The organism is Lentibacillus sp., assembly GCF_035301675.1.
Taxonomy (GTDB): Bacteria; Bacillota; Bacilli; order Bacillales; family Amphibacillaceae; genus Lentibacillus.
The window spans coordinates 1-16,277 of record NZ_DATGTT010000067.1; the positions used below are offsets into that span (position 1 = coordinate 1).

General features: G+C 44.4%; 14 protein-coding genes. 7 read left to right on the plus strand and 7 right to left on the minus strand.

Annotated elements, in window-relative coordinates; translation table 11 throughout:
- Window positions 1-373: 373 nt before the first annotated feature.
- The 7 genes from VK097_RS12360 to VK097_RS12390 all read left to right on the plus strand — a co-directional run bounded on the left by VK097_RS12360 (window position 374) and on the right by VK097_RS12390 (window position 7,437).
- A complete protein-coding gene (locus tag VK097_RS12360) occupies window positions 374-1,324 on the plus strand; it encodes a LytTR family transcriptional regulator DNA-binding domain-containing protein (RefSeq protein WP_324212115.1) in 951 nt (316 codons plus the stop codon).
- Between the two features lie 166 nt (window positions 1,325-1,490).
- The gene (locus tag VK097_RS12365; RefSeq protein ID WP_324212116.1) at window positions 1,491-2,339 is read left to right on the plus strand and encodes an ABC transporter ATP-binding protein; all 849 of its coding nucleotides are present in this window, start codon (window positions 1,491-1,493) and stop codon (window positions 2,337-2,339) included.
- Window positions 2,339-3,034, plus strand: coding sequence for an ABC transporter permease (locus tag VK097_RS12370; RefSeq protein WP_324212117.1), 696 nt, complete (start codon window positions 2,339-2,341; stop codon window positions 3,032-3,034). The genes VK097_RS12365 and VK097_RS12370 overlap by 1 nt, the downstream gene beginning before the upstream one ends.
- A 616-nt stretch (window positions 3,035-3,650) precedes the next feature.
- The gene (gene qoxA / locus VK097_RS12375; protein ID WP_324212118.1) at window positions 3,651-4,598 is read left to right on the plus strand and encodes a cytochrome aa3 quinol oxidase subunit II; all 948 of its coding nucleotides are present in this window, start codon (window positions 3,651-3,653) and stop codon (window positions 4,596-4,598) included.
- The gene (qoxB, locus tag VK097_RS12380; protein WP_324212119.1) at window positions 4,598-6,532 is read left to right on the plus strand and encodes a cytochrome aa3 quinol oxidase subunit I; all 1,935 of its coding nucleotides are present in this window, start codon (window positions 4,598-4,600) and stop codon (window positions 6,530-6,532) included. The genes qoxA and qoxB overlap by 1 nt, the downstream gene beginning before the upstream one ends.
- A gap of 1 nt (window position 6,533) precedes the next feature.
- On the plus strand, window positions 6,534-7,139 hold the full coding sequence (gene qoxC, locus VK097_RS12385) for a cytochrome aa3 quinol oxidase subunit III (RefSeq protein ID WP_324212120.1): 606 nt from the start codon (window positions 6,534-6,536) through the stop codon (window positions 7,137-7,139).
- Window position 7,140: 1 nt separating this feature from the next.
- Window positions 7,141-7,437: a cytochrome C oxidase subunit IV family protein gene (locus VK097_RS12390; protein WP_324212121.1), complete on the plus strand. Its 297-nt coding sequence runs from the start codon at window positions 7,141-7,143 to the stop codon at window positions 7,435-7,437.
- Between the two features lie 62 nt (window positions 7,438-7,499).
- Here the strand turns inward: VK097_RS12390 and VK097_RS12395 are convergent, their stop codons facing one another.
- From VK097_RS12395 to VK097_RS12425, 7 genes are all read right to left on the minus strand, one after another.
- Window positions 7,500-7,790: a spore morphogenesis/germination protein YwcE gene (locus VK097_RS12395; RefSeq protein ID WP_324212122.1), complete on the minus strand. Its 291-nt coding sequence runs from the start codon at window positions 7,788-7,790 to the stop codon at window positions 7,500-7,502.
- 111 nt (window positions 7,791-7,901) lie between these two features.
- Window positions 7,902-8,396 (minus strand): metallophosphoesterase family protein, encoded by a 495-nt coding sequence (locus VK097_RS12400; protein ID WP_324212123.1) that lies wholly within the window; start codon window positions 8,394-8,396, stop codon window positions 7,902-7,904.
- Between the two features lie 38 nt (window positions 8,397-8,434).
- Complete coding sequence (locus VK097_RS12405; RefSeq protein ID WP_324212124.1) at window positions 8,435-9,838, minus strand: hypothetical protein; 1,404 nt, start codon at window positions 9,836-9,838, stop codon at window positions 8,435-8,437.
- Window positions 9,839-10,107: 269 nt separating this feature from the next.
- Window positions 10,108-11,043, minus strand: coding sequence for a DUF4349 domain-containing protein (locus VK097_RS12410; protein ID WP_324212125.1), 936 nt, complete (start codon window positions 11,041-11,043; stop codon window positions 10,108-10,110).
- Window positions 11,044-11,235: 192 nt separating this feature from the next.
- On the minus strand, window positions 11,236-13,458 hold the full coding sequence (locus tag VK097_RS12415) for a bifunctional 2',3'-cyclic-nucleotide 2'-phosphodiesterase/3'-nucleotidase (protein ID WP_324212126.1): 2,223 nt from the start codon (window positions 13,456-13,458) through the stop codon (window positions 11,236-11,238).
- 169 nt (window positions 13,459-13,627) lie between these two features.
- Window positions 13,628-14,899, minus strand: a complete 1,272-nt coding sequence (locus tag VK097_RS12420; protein WP_324212127.1) for a Glu/Leu/Phe/Val family dehydrogenase — start codon at window positions 14,897-14,899, stop codon at window positions 13,628-13,630.
- Window positions 14,900-15,054: 155 nt separating this feature from the next.
- Complete coding sequence (locus VK097_RS12425) at window positions 15,055-16,260, minus strand: ornithine--oxo-acid transaminase (protein ID WP_324212128.1); 1,206 nt, start codon at window positions 16,258-16,260, stop codon at window positions 15,055-15,057.
- Window positions 16,261-16,277 lie beyond the last annotated feature (17 nt).

Sequence of the window (16,277 nt, forward strand, 5' to 3'; positions counted from 1 at the left end):
ATATCAAAGCCCACGTTTTCAACCCTCATATCGTTTCAGTATGGATTTGACAGGAATATCCTCTTCCTGTCAAACCAAATTTTCACGCCAGACACTTTTATGGCTATTTTATTAAAGGGATCTTAATACCCTCCCCAACTACAAGCATACAATCCTGGCGATCTTTTACTGGAGCGAAAGACATTACGTATTCATCCTTACCAGCCATTACTTCACCCTTGCTGAAAATTGGGACAGCCTTTTCGCCGGCCGATTTTAAATACACACCGGATTTTTCTTCATTTTACAGAATTAATGATCTCTCTGCCACTTCACTTCATGTTATACTAATCTAAGTTTAACGATTTATTTATTTGAACAGGGGTATGGATGAATGGCGTATTTTACAATTGATAATAACATGATAGACAGCGAGTTGCTTCCCGCATTTTCCCTTACCATCGAGGATTCGTATACTGCTGCCATATACAGTGACACGGAAATCCAGGCTGAAATGGTAAAGGTCCTGCAAAACAATGGCAGGATTCCTGTGTTTGATCTGGAGGATGGCTTGTATCAGCGATTAACGGTAGAAGCCAATATCACCTTTTACCATAAATGGTTCGGTTGTCAAACACCGCTTCCTGAGATTCTTGTGCTGTTTGAGCTGCAAAGCTGTGCCAAGACTCCGCTTCATAAGTGCTCAGCCTCTGAAGTCCGCCGGGTCCACTTTGTCAAATATTTTATGAGCGGTGTCAGCCCGATGGTGTTCGGGGAGCCGATTCATGGTGTGGATCTCCGAACAATCAATACATTTGTCAACATGCTACAAAAACTTAAGGAACATCACATCCCCGTCCTCGTTTTGGTTTCTAACATGGAACATGCGCTGTTGCTTGGTGATGCCGCATACAAACTGCAGGAAAAAGGGCTGCAGCCGGTTGAAATCGATGACGGTGAAGAAGAAATACCTGATGTTGAAAGCCCCGGTGCGCCGACGACCGCAAATTTATTCAAGATTCCTGCAAAAGTGGATGACAAAATGATTTTATTTGACCCACCTGAGATTGATTACATAGAAAGTCAGGATGGAAAAGCCATGATTGTCATCAACGACGAATCCTATGCAATGGATTCCACACTAGCTGAAATCGAAAAGAAATTGGAAGTATATGGGTTTTACCGCTGTCACCGGTCATATATCGTAAATTTGCAAAAGGTGCGCGAAATCATTACATGGTCGAAAAACACCTACTCAATCAGAATAGACAATAAATCGCAGTCCACCATTCCACTGTCACGGACCAAAATTCAGAATATCCAGGAGAAATTCAGCCTGAAATAGGTACAGTTCATCATAAACAGCGGCAACATAGGGATTTGACAGGGATTAATTTCATCGTTAACCGGGTACATTTCACCCTCCTGACGGTACATTCCGTTTAAATATGACTGCATCCGCCTGCAAAAGTGCGTACGATGAATGCAGAATCATACGGGGAGGTTTACAGTTGGAAAATGCAATTGAGGTAAAGGGAATACGGAAAGTGTTTGGCCTAAATGAAGCTATTAAAAATGTCAGTTTCAATGTGAAAAAGGGTGAGATTTTCGGGCTGCTCGGCCCAAGCGGATCAGGCAAAACAACCACCATTAAGATTTTAACCGGTGAGCTTGCACAGACAGCCGGTGAGGCTAATGTGCTTGGAATTGACTCGGAGCGGTTTGGAACGGCCAATTTTAAATCCAGAATCGGGATATTATCCGATAACAGTTCACTGTACGAGCGGCTGACTGTCCATGACAATTTAAAGCTCTTCTGCAAGCTTTACAATGCGCCGCTTGGCCATATCGATGAGATACTCAAGGAAGTTAATTTGGAAGATGAGCGGAGCAAAACAGTCTCGAAATTGTCAAAAGGGATGAAGCAGCGTGTTTTGCTGGCAAAAGCGCTCATGCATAAACCGGATCTTGTCTTTCTTGATGAACCAACATCGGCATTGGATCCGGGGACTATGGCACAAATCCATCGCGGGCTGCAAAAACTGAACGAAGCCGGGACAACAATTTTCTTAACAACCCATAATATGGAGGAAGCAACTGAGTTATGTGACCGTGTGGCGTTTTTGCACAAAGGCAAGCTGCAAGAACTGGACAGTCCGGATAAGCTCCGCTACAAATACTCCACCCACGCTTTTCATGTGGAAACATTTGCCGGCGAACGACTGGTCATAGAAAATGATCGCAGCAATGCTGACCACATCAAGGAATTGATTGAAAACGGACAAGTGAAAACGATGCACACGGATAATCCGACACTTGGTCAGATATTTTTAAAAGTGACCGGGAAGGAGCTGATATAATGAATGTTCAGCGTATAAGTGCCATTTTTGAAAAAGATATAAAAGACTTCATGAAAAATATGATGCTTTTGATGATGCCGATTATCCCGATCGTGCTGGCACTCATTTATGGTCGGATGGGCGGTGGTGAAGAACTCCCTATTTCACTCATCTATTTGGTAGTCGGAGTTACGTTTTCAGCAGTAACGTCAACCTGTATGATGACAATGATGGCTGAAGAAAATGAAAAGAAAACATTACGTGGACTGATTCTGTCACCAGCTTCTTTTCTGGATATCATTATCGGGAAAAGTCTGGTAACCGGGCTCATAACCTTTATATCGCTTGCAGTGTCGCTGGCTGTCATCGGGATTGACCCGTTTCTGAACATTAAAGCGATCCTCGGGCTAATATTGCTGTTCCTGTTCTTTCTGTTCCTTGGCATTGGCATCGGATTGTTTTCAAAATCGATTGCCGCCACATCCGCCTACCTGATGCCGGTCATGTTCTTGTTTGGTTTTACACCGATGATTGCACAGCTCGGATTTTCCGAGGATAGTATCGTCATGACAATCGCCGATACATTTCCTATCATGCAAGCAATCGAGCTGCACGATTCAGCCTCCTGGCTCCCCCTAGGAATTATAGCCATCTGGATGGTCGGCGCAGCACTGTTTATGTATGTTTGTTTTAAAAAGACCATGACAGATGACTAACAGCTATACCAACCGCATTTTCTAATGAGAATGCGGTTTTTTGTGTCCCGATTCAGAGCCGGATGGTTTATTTTCGCGTGGAAGCTGTTGTTCTCCGGCTGAGGTTTTGGTTTTCGAGCAGAAGTCCTGGTTTTCCGGCAGAAAATTTTATTTTCGAGCTGAAGTTGTTGCTTTCGAGCTGAAGTTTTGGTTCTCGGGCAGAAGATTTTATTTTCGGGCTGAAAATTTATTTCTCCGGCTGAAGTTTTCTCTTTCGAGTTGAAGTTCCCGTCTTCGCACCGGATTTTTAGCTTTCGGCCAGAAGTTATCACAGTCAGACAGAAGTTCCCCTCGATATAACATGTTTGCCGCTCATGTTTTAGTTCTCCGGCTCATGTTTATGTTTTCGCGCACATGTTTCCGAATACTCGCCCATATTTCGAAACTCCCCCATACGACGCGACTTAGGGAACATGCTCTTCCTCTCGCCCACAATACCCCGCTTTTCACAGGAGCATTTTTTGAAAAGAATATCACAATTTCATGACCAATTTGTTAAACCTGATTAATTACCATCCTTAAAGGGAACCAGCGTCAATAGCATAATTAATAGCTTTGAAGTTAGAGGTGTTCGCTCATGAGATATACACAGCAGCGTCATAATAAGTGGCTTCTTCCTCTATTTACCGGACTTCTGTTATTGCTCAGCGGGTGCAGCGAGTTAACAGTCATGGATCCAAAAGGTCCGGTAGGCGAAAGCCAGAAAGACCTGATTCTATATGCACTGACATTCATGATGGGTATAGTGGTTATCGTATTCACCCTATTCACCATTATGGTCGTGAAATATCGTGACAAATCCAACCGGAAAGCAGAATATAAGCCGGATCTTCACGGTAATCTGAAACTTGAAACCGTCTGGACCATTATCCCGGTTATGATTGTTACCGCACTGGCCATACCAACCATTTCAACATTATTTGATCTGGAAAAACCACCTGTGTCATCGGAAAAGGAGCCGCTCGTCATTTATGCTACGACTGCGGATTGGAAATGGTTTTTCAGTTATCCGGAGCAAGGGATTGAGACAGTCAATTACTTGCATATCCCGACGGACCGTGCTATTGAATTCCGCTTATCCTCGGCTGATGCGATGACTGCCCTGTGGATTCCCGCGTTAGGCGGTCAAAAGTACAATATGCCCGGCATGGAGACCACACTCTTCTTGCAGGCTGATGAAACAGGTGTGTTCCAGGGCCGTAATTCCAACTTTAACGGTGAAGGCTTTGCTGAACAAACATTCAAAGTCCATGCCGAAAGCAGCAGTGACTTCCAGGATTGGGCAAAGTCAACAAAAAACTCAGCACCTGAATTGACACAGGACAAATATGATTCACTGCTGAAACCCGGGCTTGTGAATAAGATGGAATTTTCATCAACGCACCTTGAGTGGGTTCACCATGGCTCAAATGATGGCAGAGATTATTCCATTAACCGGCACCGGACTGACTTCGCCGAACAGCTAGAGCTAAAAAATGGCAAGAACCATAATCATGGACCGTCTGAGAAAGAAGGTGGACAATAATGCAATTGGATGAATTTTTCGTTACAGGCGAGCCTCTTATTTATGCAGGGATGGTTGCCATCGCACTCGTATCAGGTGCCATTATCTTTCTGTTAACCTATTTTAAAAAATGGGGATGGCTCTGGCGCGAATGGCTGACAACCGTCGATCATAAAAAGATTGGTATTATGTATATCTTAAGTGCGCTTGCGATGTTGTTCCGCGCTGGTACGGACGCATTGATGATGCGGACACAACTCGCTTTTCCGAATATGAATTTTTTGGACGCACAACATTATAATGAAATCTTTACAACACACGGTACGATCATGATCTTCTTCATGGCAATGCCGTTTCTGATCGGTCTGATGAACATTGTCGTGCCGCTTCAGATTGGCGCCCGTGATTTCGCATTTCCGTATGTGAACGCCATGAGTTTCTGGTCGTTTTTCTTCGGTGCGATGTTATTCAACGTTTCATTCGTCATCGGCGGTGCGCCGGATGCCGGGTGGACCAGTTATACACCGCTTGCCGGAGCGGCCATGAGTCCTGGGCCGGGACAAAACTTTTACCTGCTCGGGCTGCAGCTGTCAGGGATTGGAACACTGGCAACAGGCATCAACTTAATAACGACGATCGTCAAGATGCGCGCTCCGGGTATGGGGTTCTTTAAAATGCCCATTTTTTCCTGGTCAACACTGATTACATCATTCATTATCGTATTTGCCTTCCCGATTCTGACAATCGCTCTGGCTTTATTGACGATTGACCGGATTTTCGGCTCGCAAATCTTTACAGTCACTGGTGAAGGCTTGCCGATGATGTGGGCAAACCTCTTCTGGATGTGGGGTCATCCTGAAGTCTATATTGTAATACTTCCAGCATTCGGTATATTTTCCGAAGTGATTGCTACTTTTTCCAGAAAACGATTATTCGGCTACACCGTCATGGTCTGGTCGATCATCCTGATTGCCGGACTGAGTTTCCTTGTTTGGGTACACCATTTCTTTACGATGGGTGCCGGAGCATTTGTCAATTCCGTGTTCTCGGTTTCCACTATGGCGATTGCTGTACCGACAGGCGTGAAGATTTTCAACTGGCTGGCGACCTTGTATAAATCCAAAATCCAGACGACAACTGCGATGATGTGGGCGCTGGCATTTATCCCGAGCTTTACAATCGGAGGAATAACAGGTGTCATGCTTGGCATGGCAGCAGCTGATTACCAATTCCATAACTCATACTTTTTAATCGCCCACTTCCATTACGTCCTGATTGCAGGCACTGTATTTGGTTCCTTCGCCGGGCTTGTGTACTGGTATCCAAAAATGTTTGGACACAAACTCAATGAACGAATTGGAAAATGGAGTTTTTGGCTTTTCGTCATTGGTTTTCACATCTGCTTTCTGCCGCAGTATTTTCTGGGACTGGACGGCATGCCGCGGCGTGTCTTCCATATCGTACCAGAATGGCTGCCATTGAACCCGATTTCAACGGTTGGCGCATTTGGTATGGGACTTGGTTTCGCCGTCTTTGTATACAACATTTATTACAGCTATAGACACAGCGAACGCGAGAAAACAGGTGACCCTTGGGATGCCCGGACACTTGAGTGGGCAACACCAACACCGGTGCCGGAGTACAATTTTGCCGTTGTTCCACATGTTAAGTCGCATGACGCGTACTGGGACATGAAGCAAAAAGGTGAAACTGTCTACGATGAGTCAAAAGTTGAACCGGTCCATATGCCAAACAGTACCGGACAGCCATTTATCATGACAGCCATCATGTTCTTTGCCAGCTTCGCACTTGTTTTTGAGTGGATATGGCTGGCAGTCGCCGGACTGATCGGTGTACTTGTGATAATGGGTATCCGTTCGTTCGACTACGATGAAGGCTATCACATTGATTCAGAAGAAATTAAGCAGACCGAGCGCTCGGTAAGGGGGTTATAGCATGAGTGGACAAGAAGCCAACACCAGGCCTCTTGAATATCAGACAGAAGAAGGCCAAATGGATATTGTTGGGTTTTGGATTTTTTTGGCGGCGGAACTTTCACTGTTCGGAACATTATTTGCAACGTACGCTGTGATGTTTGGACGCACAGCGGATGCGCCTGTTCCCGGGGATCTTTTCACACCGGGAACCACACTCATCATGACAATCATTCTGCTCACGAGCAGTTTCACGTGCGGTGTCGCTGTTTCTGAAATGCGGCGCGGGGCAGTGAAAAGCTTTATGACCTGGCTGATTATCACATTGGTTCTTGGTTTAAGCTTCCTTGGCTTTGAAATATATGAGTTCCATCATTATGCCACCAAGGGGGCTACCCTGCAATCCAGTGCCTACTGGTCATCCTTCTTTATACTTGCGGGTACACACGGTGTCCACGTGACTTTCGGGCTTGGCTGGTTAACACTTCTGCTGATTCAGACTGCCCAAAGAGGGATAACTTCTATTACAAGCAAAAAGATATTCATTGTTGGGCTTTACTGGCACTTTTTAGACGTTATCTGGATTTTCATTTTTACAGGTGTCTACCTGATTGGGATGGTGGTTTAATATGGAAAATCAACCCAAAAAACTTCCAATAAAACACTTCATTGGGTATGTAACATCAATTGTATTGACATTTGTGGCAGCATGGGCGGCGCTGAGTTCCAATTTGCCGGTCATGTGGATTCTTATCTCAATTTTTATACTGGCGATTATCCAAGCAGCGATTCAACTCTTCTTGTTTATGCATTTGACTGAACGCGGAATAGGCAATGCACCATGGAATATGATGTTTCATGGAGCTGTCATCTTTGCAATACTTGTGGCAGGTTCATTGTTTACGATGTCATTCGGTTTTATGTAGGATAGCGGTCAGGAAAACATTTTATATTGCAAAAAAACCTCTTTCCATTGGGAAAGAGGTTTTTATAATTCACGGATTTCTTTATTAGTAAGTCCCCTGTATTTTTCAGATGTGTTGACCATGTCGATGATAAACAGAATCCAGCCCACAGCTGACATGATCAGGCTTGCATAGAACATCATCCATGTTATCGAAAATACAGCAGGAACAGCAATGAACATGACCTGGATAAAGTAAAGCCACATGCCTATTAAAAGAACTGTCTGCACGATAGCAAGCGATTTCTTTTTTAAATACAGGAAAATGAATGGTGTCACTGTCCCCAAAACCATAAACATCAGCGTGATACCCATTGATATCATCTCCATTCCATGATGTAAGCGGATTCTTACTATTATTGTAACAGATTGTTCGCTTTTTTGTCACACAACATTCATATTTTGGTTAAAAAATTTTGGACCGATTCATCTCTTATCGCTGAAGAATATAAGCTCGGCATGGATTTCTTCGCCAATTTCCAGTATCGCAAATGAGTAATACGGAAGTGCCCGTTTATCTGTCGATGAGCCCGGATTTAACAGCAATTGCTTTTTGAAAAACCGGATCATCGGAATGTGCGAATGTCCGAAAATGATGATATCCGGCTGTTCATCGACGAACGCTTCGATGGCCCGCTTTTCGGTTGTTTTTTTATCACCGTGCCCGTGGACAACACCAATGTTGAATCCTTTTATGTTCAATAATTGTTTCGCCGGCAATTGTTCCCGCAAATTATCATCATCAATATTGCCATAGACGCCTGCAACATCCCCGTACCGGCTAAGCTCGTTGCATATATCGACCGTTTTCCAGTCACCAGCATGAACAATTAAATCTGCTGATTGAAGTTCTGTAATGAGCCTGGATGGCAGCTGCCCAGGTTTTTTCAAATGCGTATCTGCTGTTACGACGATTTTCAAGATAAATCCCCTTTCAAGAGTGGGACCTGACCCCTTAACTACACCATCCACTGCACATAAATCTGAACCATCACATACAAGACAATCGCATATTTATAGTTAAATTTAAGTCCATTTTTCAAGGGACTCAAACCATTCGTGCCGCTCAATACAATGACTGGCATAATCAGCGGTGACAGGAGAATTGAAATGGCACTGCCTGACGTGACCGATAGAACTATCAGCTCGGGCGGATATGGCAGTGAAATGCTTTCCAGGATACCGGCAACAAGAACCATAACTGTTAGCGGGCCAAGCCCCATAAAGCCAAGTACGATAACGATTAGCGGTAAAAAGTATAATATGTTGATAAACGGTATAATATCCTGAAGTGAGTAAACACCCTCGACAATTGCTGTCCCAATCCCAGTCTGGTTTAAGCTGAATATCATGACTCCCGCTGATGCCAGCACGCTGAATTGATACGACTTTCCTGAAAGTCCATTAAGATAGTATTCTTTCATTTCCGAAAGCAGCCGTATTGGTCTTTTCTTGACCAGAAAATAAATGCCGGACCAAATAATAATAACGATTGGAATCAGCATCATCAGTTCAACGGCAAACACTTCATACGCCAGAAAAATTGTACCGAACAGCGTGATGAACAGAAAACCAAATTCCAGCGTTTTAAGTTTTTGCTGTTTAAGGTTCGACGACTTCTCAAGCACTGTATCTATTTCCGTTTTGATTTCGGCTGTCAAGTTGATACCATAACGCTTTTCTTCAACGTAAGAAAAAATGATTGCCATCATCATCGCAGCTGCTGTCATTAAAAAACCTTGCAAAATCGTTGCAAATAACGAAGCATTCAGTGCCTCCACAGCAAACGCAAAACTTGGAATGCTGATCACCCATAAGGTTGAGAGGGCAAATGCACGCAGCAGTGCCGTTCCTTTAAAATTTTCCCACGCCTCTCCCCGCTGATTTTTCAATATGTCATTAACAAACTGATACATCATCGGAATAGCACCAAACAGCAGAAAATATGAAATAATATGTGTAAAAAACATGACACTGGTGTAAAATTTACGGCTCGTATCAAGAAAATTATAGGCTAAGCCAATAATTTCCTCAATGTAAGGCTCTGACCGCAATACCCAGCCGATCATCGGCACAACAGCCAAGAGGCCAATAATATTGCTCATTTGCAGCAGACCGTTTCGCATGTTCCCGAGGAAAGACCCTTCTGCAAACAGCAGCATAATCGCAAACCCTGTCAGGAAAAGAAAGAGCGGCAGTTTGAAATGATGCGGTTTTAAGTGTACAACCGCCAGTATCAGCATAATGAAGCCGATGATGGCATGCATTCCTGTTAACATTTCGATTTCTAAAAAATATGTGATGAAATACAGCAGAGCATAAAGAAATATGACAAACCGCAGACCTCTTGTTATAACCCCCATTGTGACGTTCCCTTCAGATTATTAGTCTATTACCCATTTTAGGCATATACGAAGACAAAAACAATCGAACGCTATTATGGGTTAGACAAGAGTTTACTAATAACCTCTGATTAAAGAAGCGCCGGACTTGAGATTCAATCGACCAATTTCAAATTTAAAACGCAAATTGTCTCTGGGAAGTTCACTCAAAAGCACTCTTACAGTTCCGCTAGAGCGTATATTTATCGCACATATAGAGAATTAAAATCGCTATAGTCTAAATGCATTAGTTACTGGTCTTTCGCCTTCCGTCTTTTGATTATCCAATAAACCGCAATGCCAATAACTGCTAAAATCAGCAGGACAGGGGAACTCCCCGCAATAAACACGAAAACACCCGACAACGCAGAAAGCAGAAAGTTAATGCTTTTCATAAACTGCTGTTCTGTCTTTTCCCACGTGTTTAAATCTCCGTCACCTGAGATAGATACATGATTTTCCTCAATTTGGATGGTGACTGTGGCCAGATCAATCTTGTTTTCCAAATAATTCATTCGTCCTGTTATTTCCTCAATCTCTTGTTGAACCGTTGCCAAATCATCCGAAATCTTCAACAGGGCTTCCGTCTTTTCGGCCTGTTCCATAAATGACTGCAGTCTTTTTTCCACAACCTGCTTCGATTCCAGACGGGCCTCCAGATCGACGTATTCTTCAGTCACATCCCGGCCTGAGGTTGAACTTTCCATTACACGATGGCTGCCATCTTCAACGGTCTGAATAAATTCTTCAAATTGATCCTGTGGAACACGCGCTGTAACTTGACCGGTCGTCGTTTCTTCTTCGCTGCCTTCATGCATATTCGATTCCACAATATAGCCGTCCCTGTCTGAAACCTCAGACTGAATAGCATCAACCGTCTTCTGATAGTCCTTCACCTCAATACGGAGATTCGCAGTGTAAATGATTTTCCGGTCTGATTGAGTGCCTTCTTCCGCCTGTGATGACGTATTGTTCTCGTTGGAGTTGTTCGCCTGCTGATCAGACGTTGTGCTGTCCTGCCCGCTATCGGCGCTACCTCTTGCCTTATTGCTCTTTTCCGTTGTAAATTCCTCTGTACCTGAATCGGCACGGTCAGCGATTGACTCCCTGTTCTTAGATTCATTGCTGCAAGCCGCAACCAACATCGTCATACTGATAATCATCAATATACATAACCCTTTTTTCATCATGACCCTCGCCTTCCTCTTTCTAATACAGACGATATGCAACAGGAAAATGTTGCATGCTGACGTACACTTGCCCATCCGGTGCAAAAACAACACGCAGCGAAAAGAATGCTAAAGATTATGTCAACTAAGAGTAGCTACAACATGAAAATCCTCTGTGCAGAAGGCTCACAGAGGATTTATCCATTTCAGTTATTGCAAGTTTTCAACCAGAGTCTCACCTTCATTAGATAAAGTTTCTTTTGCATCATCTGTGATGAATTTAGCCATGCCGTTGTTATTCAGATGCTTCAAAAAATCTTCAGCCTTTTTGATCGCTTGCTGCTGATGTCCTTTGTCCAGATGATGCTCAGCCTGACGTAGTTTATTGGTCAGTTTGACGGCCAGTGGATGCTGCACATCACCTGATTCTTTGAAGTCAGCCACAGACTGCTTGACGGATTCCAATGTTACCGGCTCAGTCTTTGATAAATCAATTCCATACTTGGCAAATCCGTCAGCTCCTTCACCGATATAGGAAATATCCTCATGATCGCCAATGAATTCCTGTGCATCCGGTGATGACTGGAATGTCAGCTGGGGATCACCATCAATTGAGGCGAATGACCAGTTGCCATCAGCAGAAGGGTCAATTGTGCCGTTATCCTGAATGTACTCGATGATGACCTGCCTATTTTCCATCTGTGGTGAAAGAACAACCTGGCTTCCGTCCAGATTAGGGAAGTTGCCGCCCCCGCCTGCACGATAGTTGTTCGTCGCAACCAGAAATTCCTGACCATCTGCCACCGGTTCACCGTTGTAGCTCAAGTTTTTAATTCGGTTGGCATCCGGATTGATCAGTTCACCGTCGTTACTGTATCTGGGCGGCTCAGTTACATCGACCTCATATGTTACACCGTCAATGATGTCGAAGTTATAAGTTGAAAAATCACTGTCGACGAGTGACTGCTCCCCGTCCGCATTAGAATTAACCTGATTAAATTGCCCGGCAGACATTTCAAGCCAATCATCGATCTGCTCACCGGTCAATTTAACGACTTTCAACGTATTTGGATAAACATACAGATCGGCTACGTTCTTGATGGCAATCGGCCCTTCCGAAATGTGCGTATAGTATCCCGGGCCGCTTCTTCCCCCTGCTTTGAACGGAGCTGCTGCCGACAGGATCGGCATTCCTTCATATTCCGTTCCCTGCACTGCTTTTTCGGTGTACCATTTCTGTGCGTCAGAAACAATTTGCACGGATGGATCATCTTTTACCAGTGCAAAGTAACTGTATATTGGCGAAGTTGTCTGGCCGACTTCGGAGCGGATATAATCCAATGTTGCCTGATGGTCTTCTGATACGGCGTCAAGAATTTCTTGATCAGGCTCAACAAGTCCTTCACCGGTTTCCTCGTCAAAAACAGCCCGCACTTGTGAACTGGAATCAATGACATCCCAATTTTCGCCGTTCTTTTGCAGCTTCAGATCAACAATACCTAGATGGTTGCCCCAGTAGCCTGCTTCAACGGATGGAACACCATTAATCGTTCCTTTTTCCAAATCAACCCCTGGAATGCCTTCGAAGGAATCACTTGGAAAAACTTCATGGGCATGTCCAAATAAAATCGCGTCAATACCTTCAATTTGTGTCAGATTATACGTGGCATTTTCCTCGCGCTCTTTTAGGTCTGTTGATCCAAGACCCGAGTGTGGAACAGCTACAATGACATCAGCGCCTTCCTCCTGCATAATCGGGATATATTTCTGAGCTGTTTTGTAAATGTCCTTCGTAATGACTTCCCCCTCAAGATGCGACTGATCCCATTGAGTGATTTGCGGCGGAGTAAACCCGATTACCCCGACATCAACGGTCTGCGTATTCCCATTCGTATCGGTTACTTGTTTTGGAATGATTTTATATGGCTCAAAAAAATGCTCATCATTCGACGGGTCATCATCCCCGTCATCATGGTAGACGTTGGCGTTGACGTAAGGGAAATTCGCATCGTCAATCGCTTCCTGCAGATAATCAATGCCATAGTTAAATTCATGATTCCCGATATTGCCTGTATCATAGTCCAATAGATTCATGGCTTTATATACCGGATGAACCTCACCTTCTTCCAGGCCGTTTCTTGCCGTATAGTCACCAAGTGGGTTCCCCTGAATCAGATCCCCGTTGTCAAAGAGCATGCTGTTTTCAGCCTCTGCTCTCGCCTGTTTGATATGTGTCGCTGTCATCGCCAGTCCGTATTCATTCGTCGGGCTATCCTGATAATAGTCATAGTTAACGAGATTAACATGGATATCCGTTGTTTCCATGAACCGTATGTTTACGATGCTGTCATCTGACTGGGCCTGAGCCGTATGTTCCTTGCTCGGACTAAATACAAGCATCATTGCAAATACAATAAAAGCAAGTTTCGCCAAATTTTTCCTCCCCATATTGTAACCCCTTTCATATAGTATATTTACTATATTAAGGGAATAGCAGGTAGAATGAAATAAGCCTAATGTCGCACTGCGAATGAACTAGCAAAAACAGCACACGCCCAACCATGTTCTTTCGTCAAACATGATTGGGCGCTGTCTAAACTTATTAAACCCAGCCTCTGAACCGGGATGCTTCAGCCACTCTGCGGATACCGACCATATAAGCGGCGAGACGCATATTGATCCTGTGTTGTTCAGATGTTTCATAAACTTTGTTAAATGCCTTCACAAGGTTGTATTGTAATTTTTCAGCGACTTCTTCAGCGCTCCAGTAGTAGCCCATATTATTTTGGACCCATTCAAAATATGATGCAGTCACTCCGCCTGCGCTGGCAAGAACATCCGGAACAATTAGGACGTCACGCTCGGTAAGAATCTTCGTAGCTCCCAGTGTCGTTGGGCCATTGGCAGCTTCCACAATAATAGGGGCCTTGATGTCCCAGGCGTTGTCTTCCGTGATTTGATTGGCAATAGCAGCCGGGATAAGGATATCGCAATCTTTGGCAAACAACTCTTTATTTGAAATGGTCTCTTTAAACAGATTTGTTACAGTACCAAAGCTGTCTCGCTTTTCCAGCAAGTAATCAATTTCAAGTCCATCCTCATCATATATGGCACCATACGCATCCGAAATGCCAACAACTTTGGCACCTGCATCATGCATGAATTTGGACAGATAACTTCCGGCATTTCCAAATCCCTGAACAATCACCTTCGCGCCCTGCAATTCCATTCCGCGTTTTCGTACTGCTTCTTCAACACAGATTGTGACGCCCTTAGCAGTTGCAGTATCCCTTCCGTGTGATCCACCTAACACAACCGGTTTGCCTGTAATGAATCCGGGTGAATCAAACTCACTGATGATGCTGTATTCGTCAACCATCCAGGCCATGATTTGCGAGTTCGTGAACACATCAGGTGCCGGGATGTCTTTCGTCGGGCCGACAATTTGACTGATTGCACGAACGTAGCCGCGGGAGATGCCTTCCACTTCCCGGAAAGACATCTCCCGGGGATCGCAAATGATGCCGCCTTTTCCGCCGCCGTATGGAATATCCACGATACCGCTTTTCATGCTCATCCACATTGCTAATGCTTTGACATCTGTTTCATTTACATCCGGATGAAAGCGGACCCCGCCTTTAGTCGGGCCTACCGCATCACTATGCTGTGAGCGATAACCGGTGAACATTTTTACCTTTCCATCATCCATGCGGACAGGAAAACGTACAGTCATCGTCCGCATCGGCTCCTTCAGTAATTGAAAGACTTCATCGGGATAACCAAGATTTTCAAGAGCTTCCCTGATGATTACTTGTGTGGACTTAAGCAAATCCAGTGACTCTTCCGATTGTACATTGTCTGCTGCTTTAACCATTTTAACGATTCACTTCCTTAGTTTATAATGATCCGCGATCCTGCATCTAACGATCAGTAATCCGCCAAAAAACGGCAATTAACTGTTCATAAACCCCCGTTCTGTTCAACTAACAATTCATTGAGCAAAAATGCCCCACTGAATGAAGTTTCACTTTACCTGGACAATACTTCCTGAATTCTTTCAATTGCCCAATCAAGATCTTCCTGACTGATAATAAGCGGTGGTGCAAACCTTATGACATTTTCATGCGTCTCCTTGCACAGCAGGCCTTTTTCTTTTAGCTGTTCACAATAGGACCTTGCCGGCTCATGCAGTTCAACACCGACAAACAGCCCTTTTCCGCGAACTTCCTTAATAACCGGGTTATCAATTTCTTTTAGTTTTTCCTGGAAATAATTTCCCAGTTTAAGTGACCAGTCAGCCAGATGCTCGTCTTCAATGACGTCAATTGCTGCAACGGCAACTGCGCTTGCAAGCGGGTTTCCACCAAATGTCGAACCATGAGAACCAGGATTAAATACACCCAGCACATCTTCATCAGCAGCGACACAGGAAACCGGCATAACACCTCCGCCAAGTGCCTTTCCTAATATATACATATCAGGTGTTACATCCTCCCAGTCACAGGCAAACATTTTACCGGAGCGTCCAAGACCAGCCTGTATTTCATCAGCTATATACAGGACGTTGTTTTCCCGGCATACATCATAGGCTTCTTTCAGGAAGCCTTCCGGCGGGAGGTTGATGCCTGCTTCTCCCTGGATTGGTTCAAATAAAAACGCAGCTGTGTTAGGTGTGATCGCTTCTTTAAGTGCTTCAACATCGCCATAAGGGATGACTTTCAGCCCCGGCAACATAGGTCCGTATCCACGTTTGTTATCAGGATCGGATGACAGTGATACAGCAGCCATCGTCCGTCCGTGGAAATTGTCTTCACAAGCGATGATTTCAGCCTGATCCTCAGCAATGCCTTTTTTGTCATATCCCCAGCGCCGTGCTGCCTTAAGCGCCGTCTCAACTGCCTCGGCACCTGAGTTCATCGGCAGCACCATATCCTTGCCGGTCAGCTTAGAGACTTTTTCATAAAACGAACCGAGCTGGTCGTTATGAAACGCACGGGATGTCAGTGTGACTTTCTCTGACTGTTTTCTGAGTGCTTCCATTACTTTCGGATGGCGGTGCCCCTGATTGAGCGCGGAATAGGAACTCAGCATATCCATGTATTCCTTACCCTCTGGATCCTTTACCCAAACACCTTCTGCCTCTGATATAACGATGGGCAGCGGTTTATAGTTTTTGGCGCCATACTGATCTGTCTGTTCAATAATATCATTTGTATTATAAGTTTTTGTACTCATCGAAGGACCTCCTTATC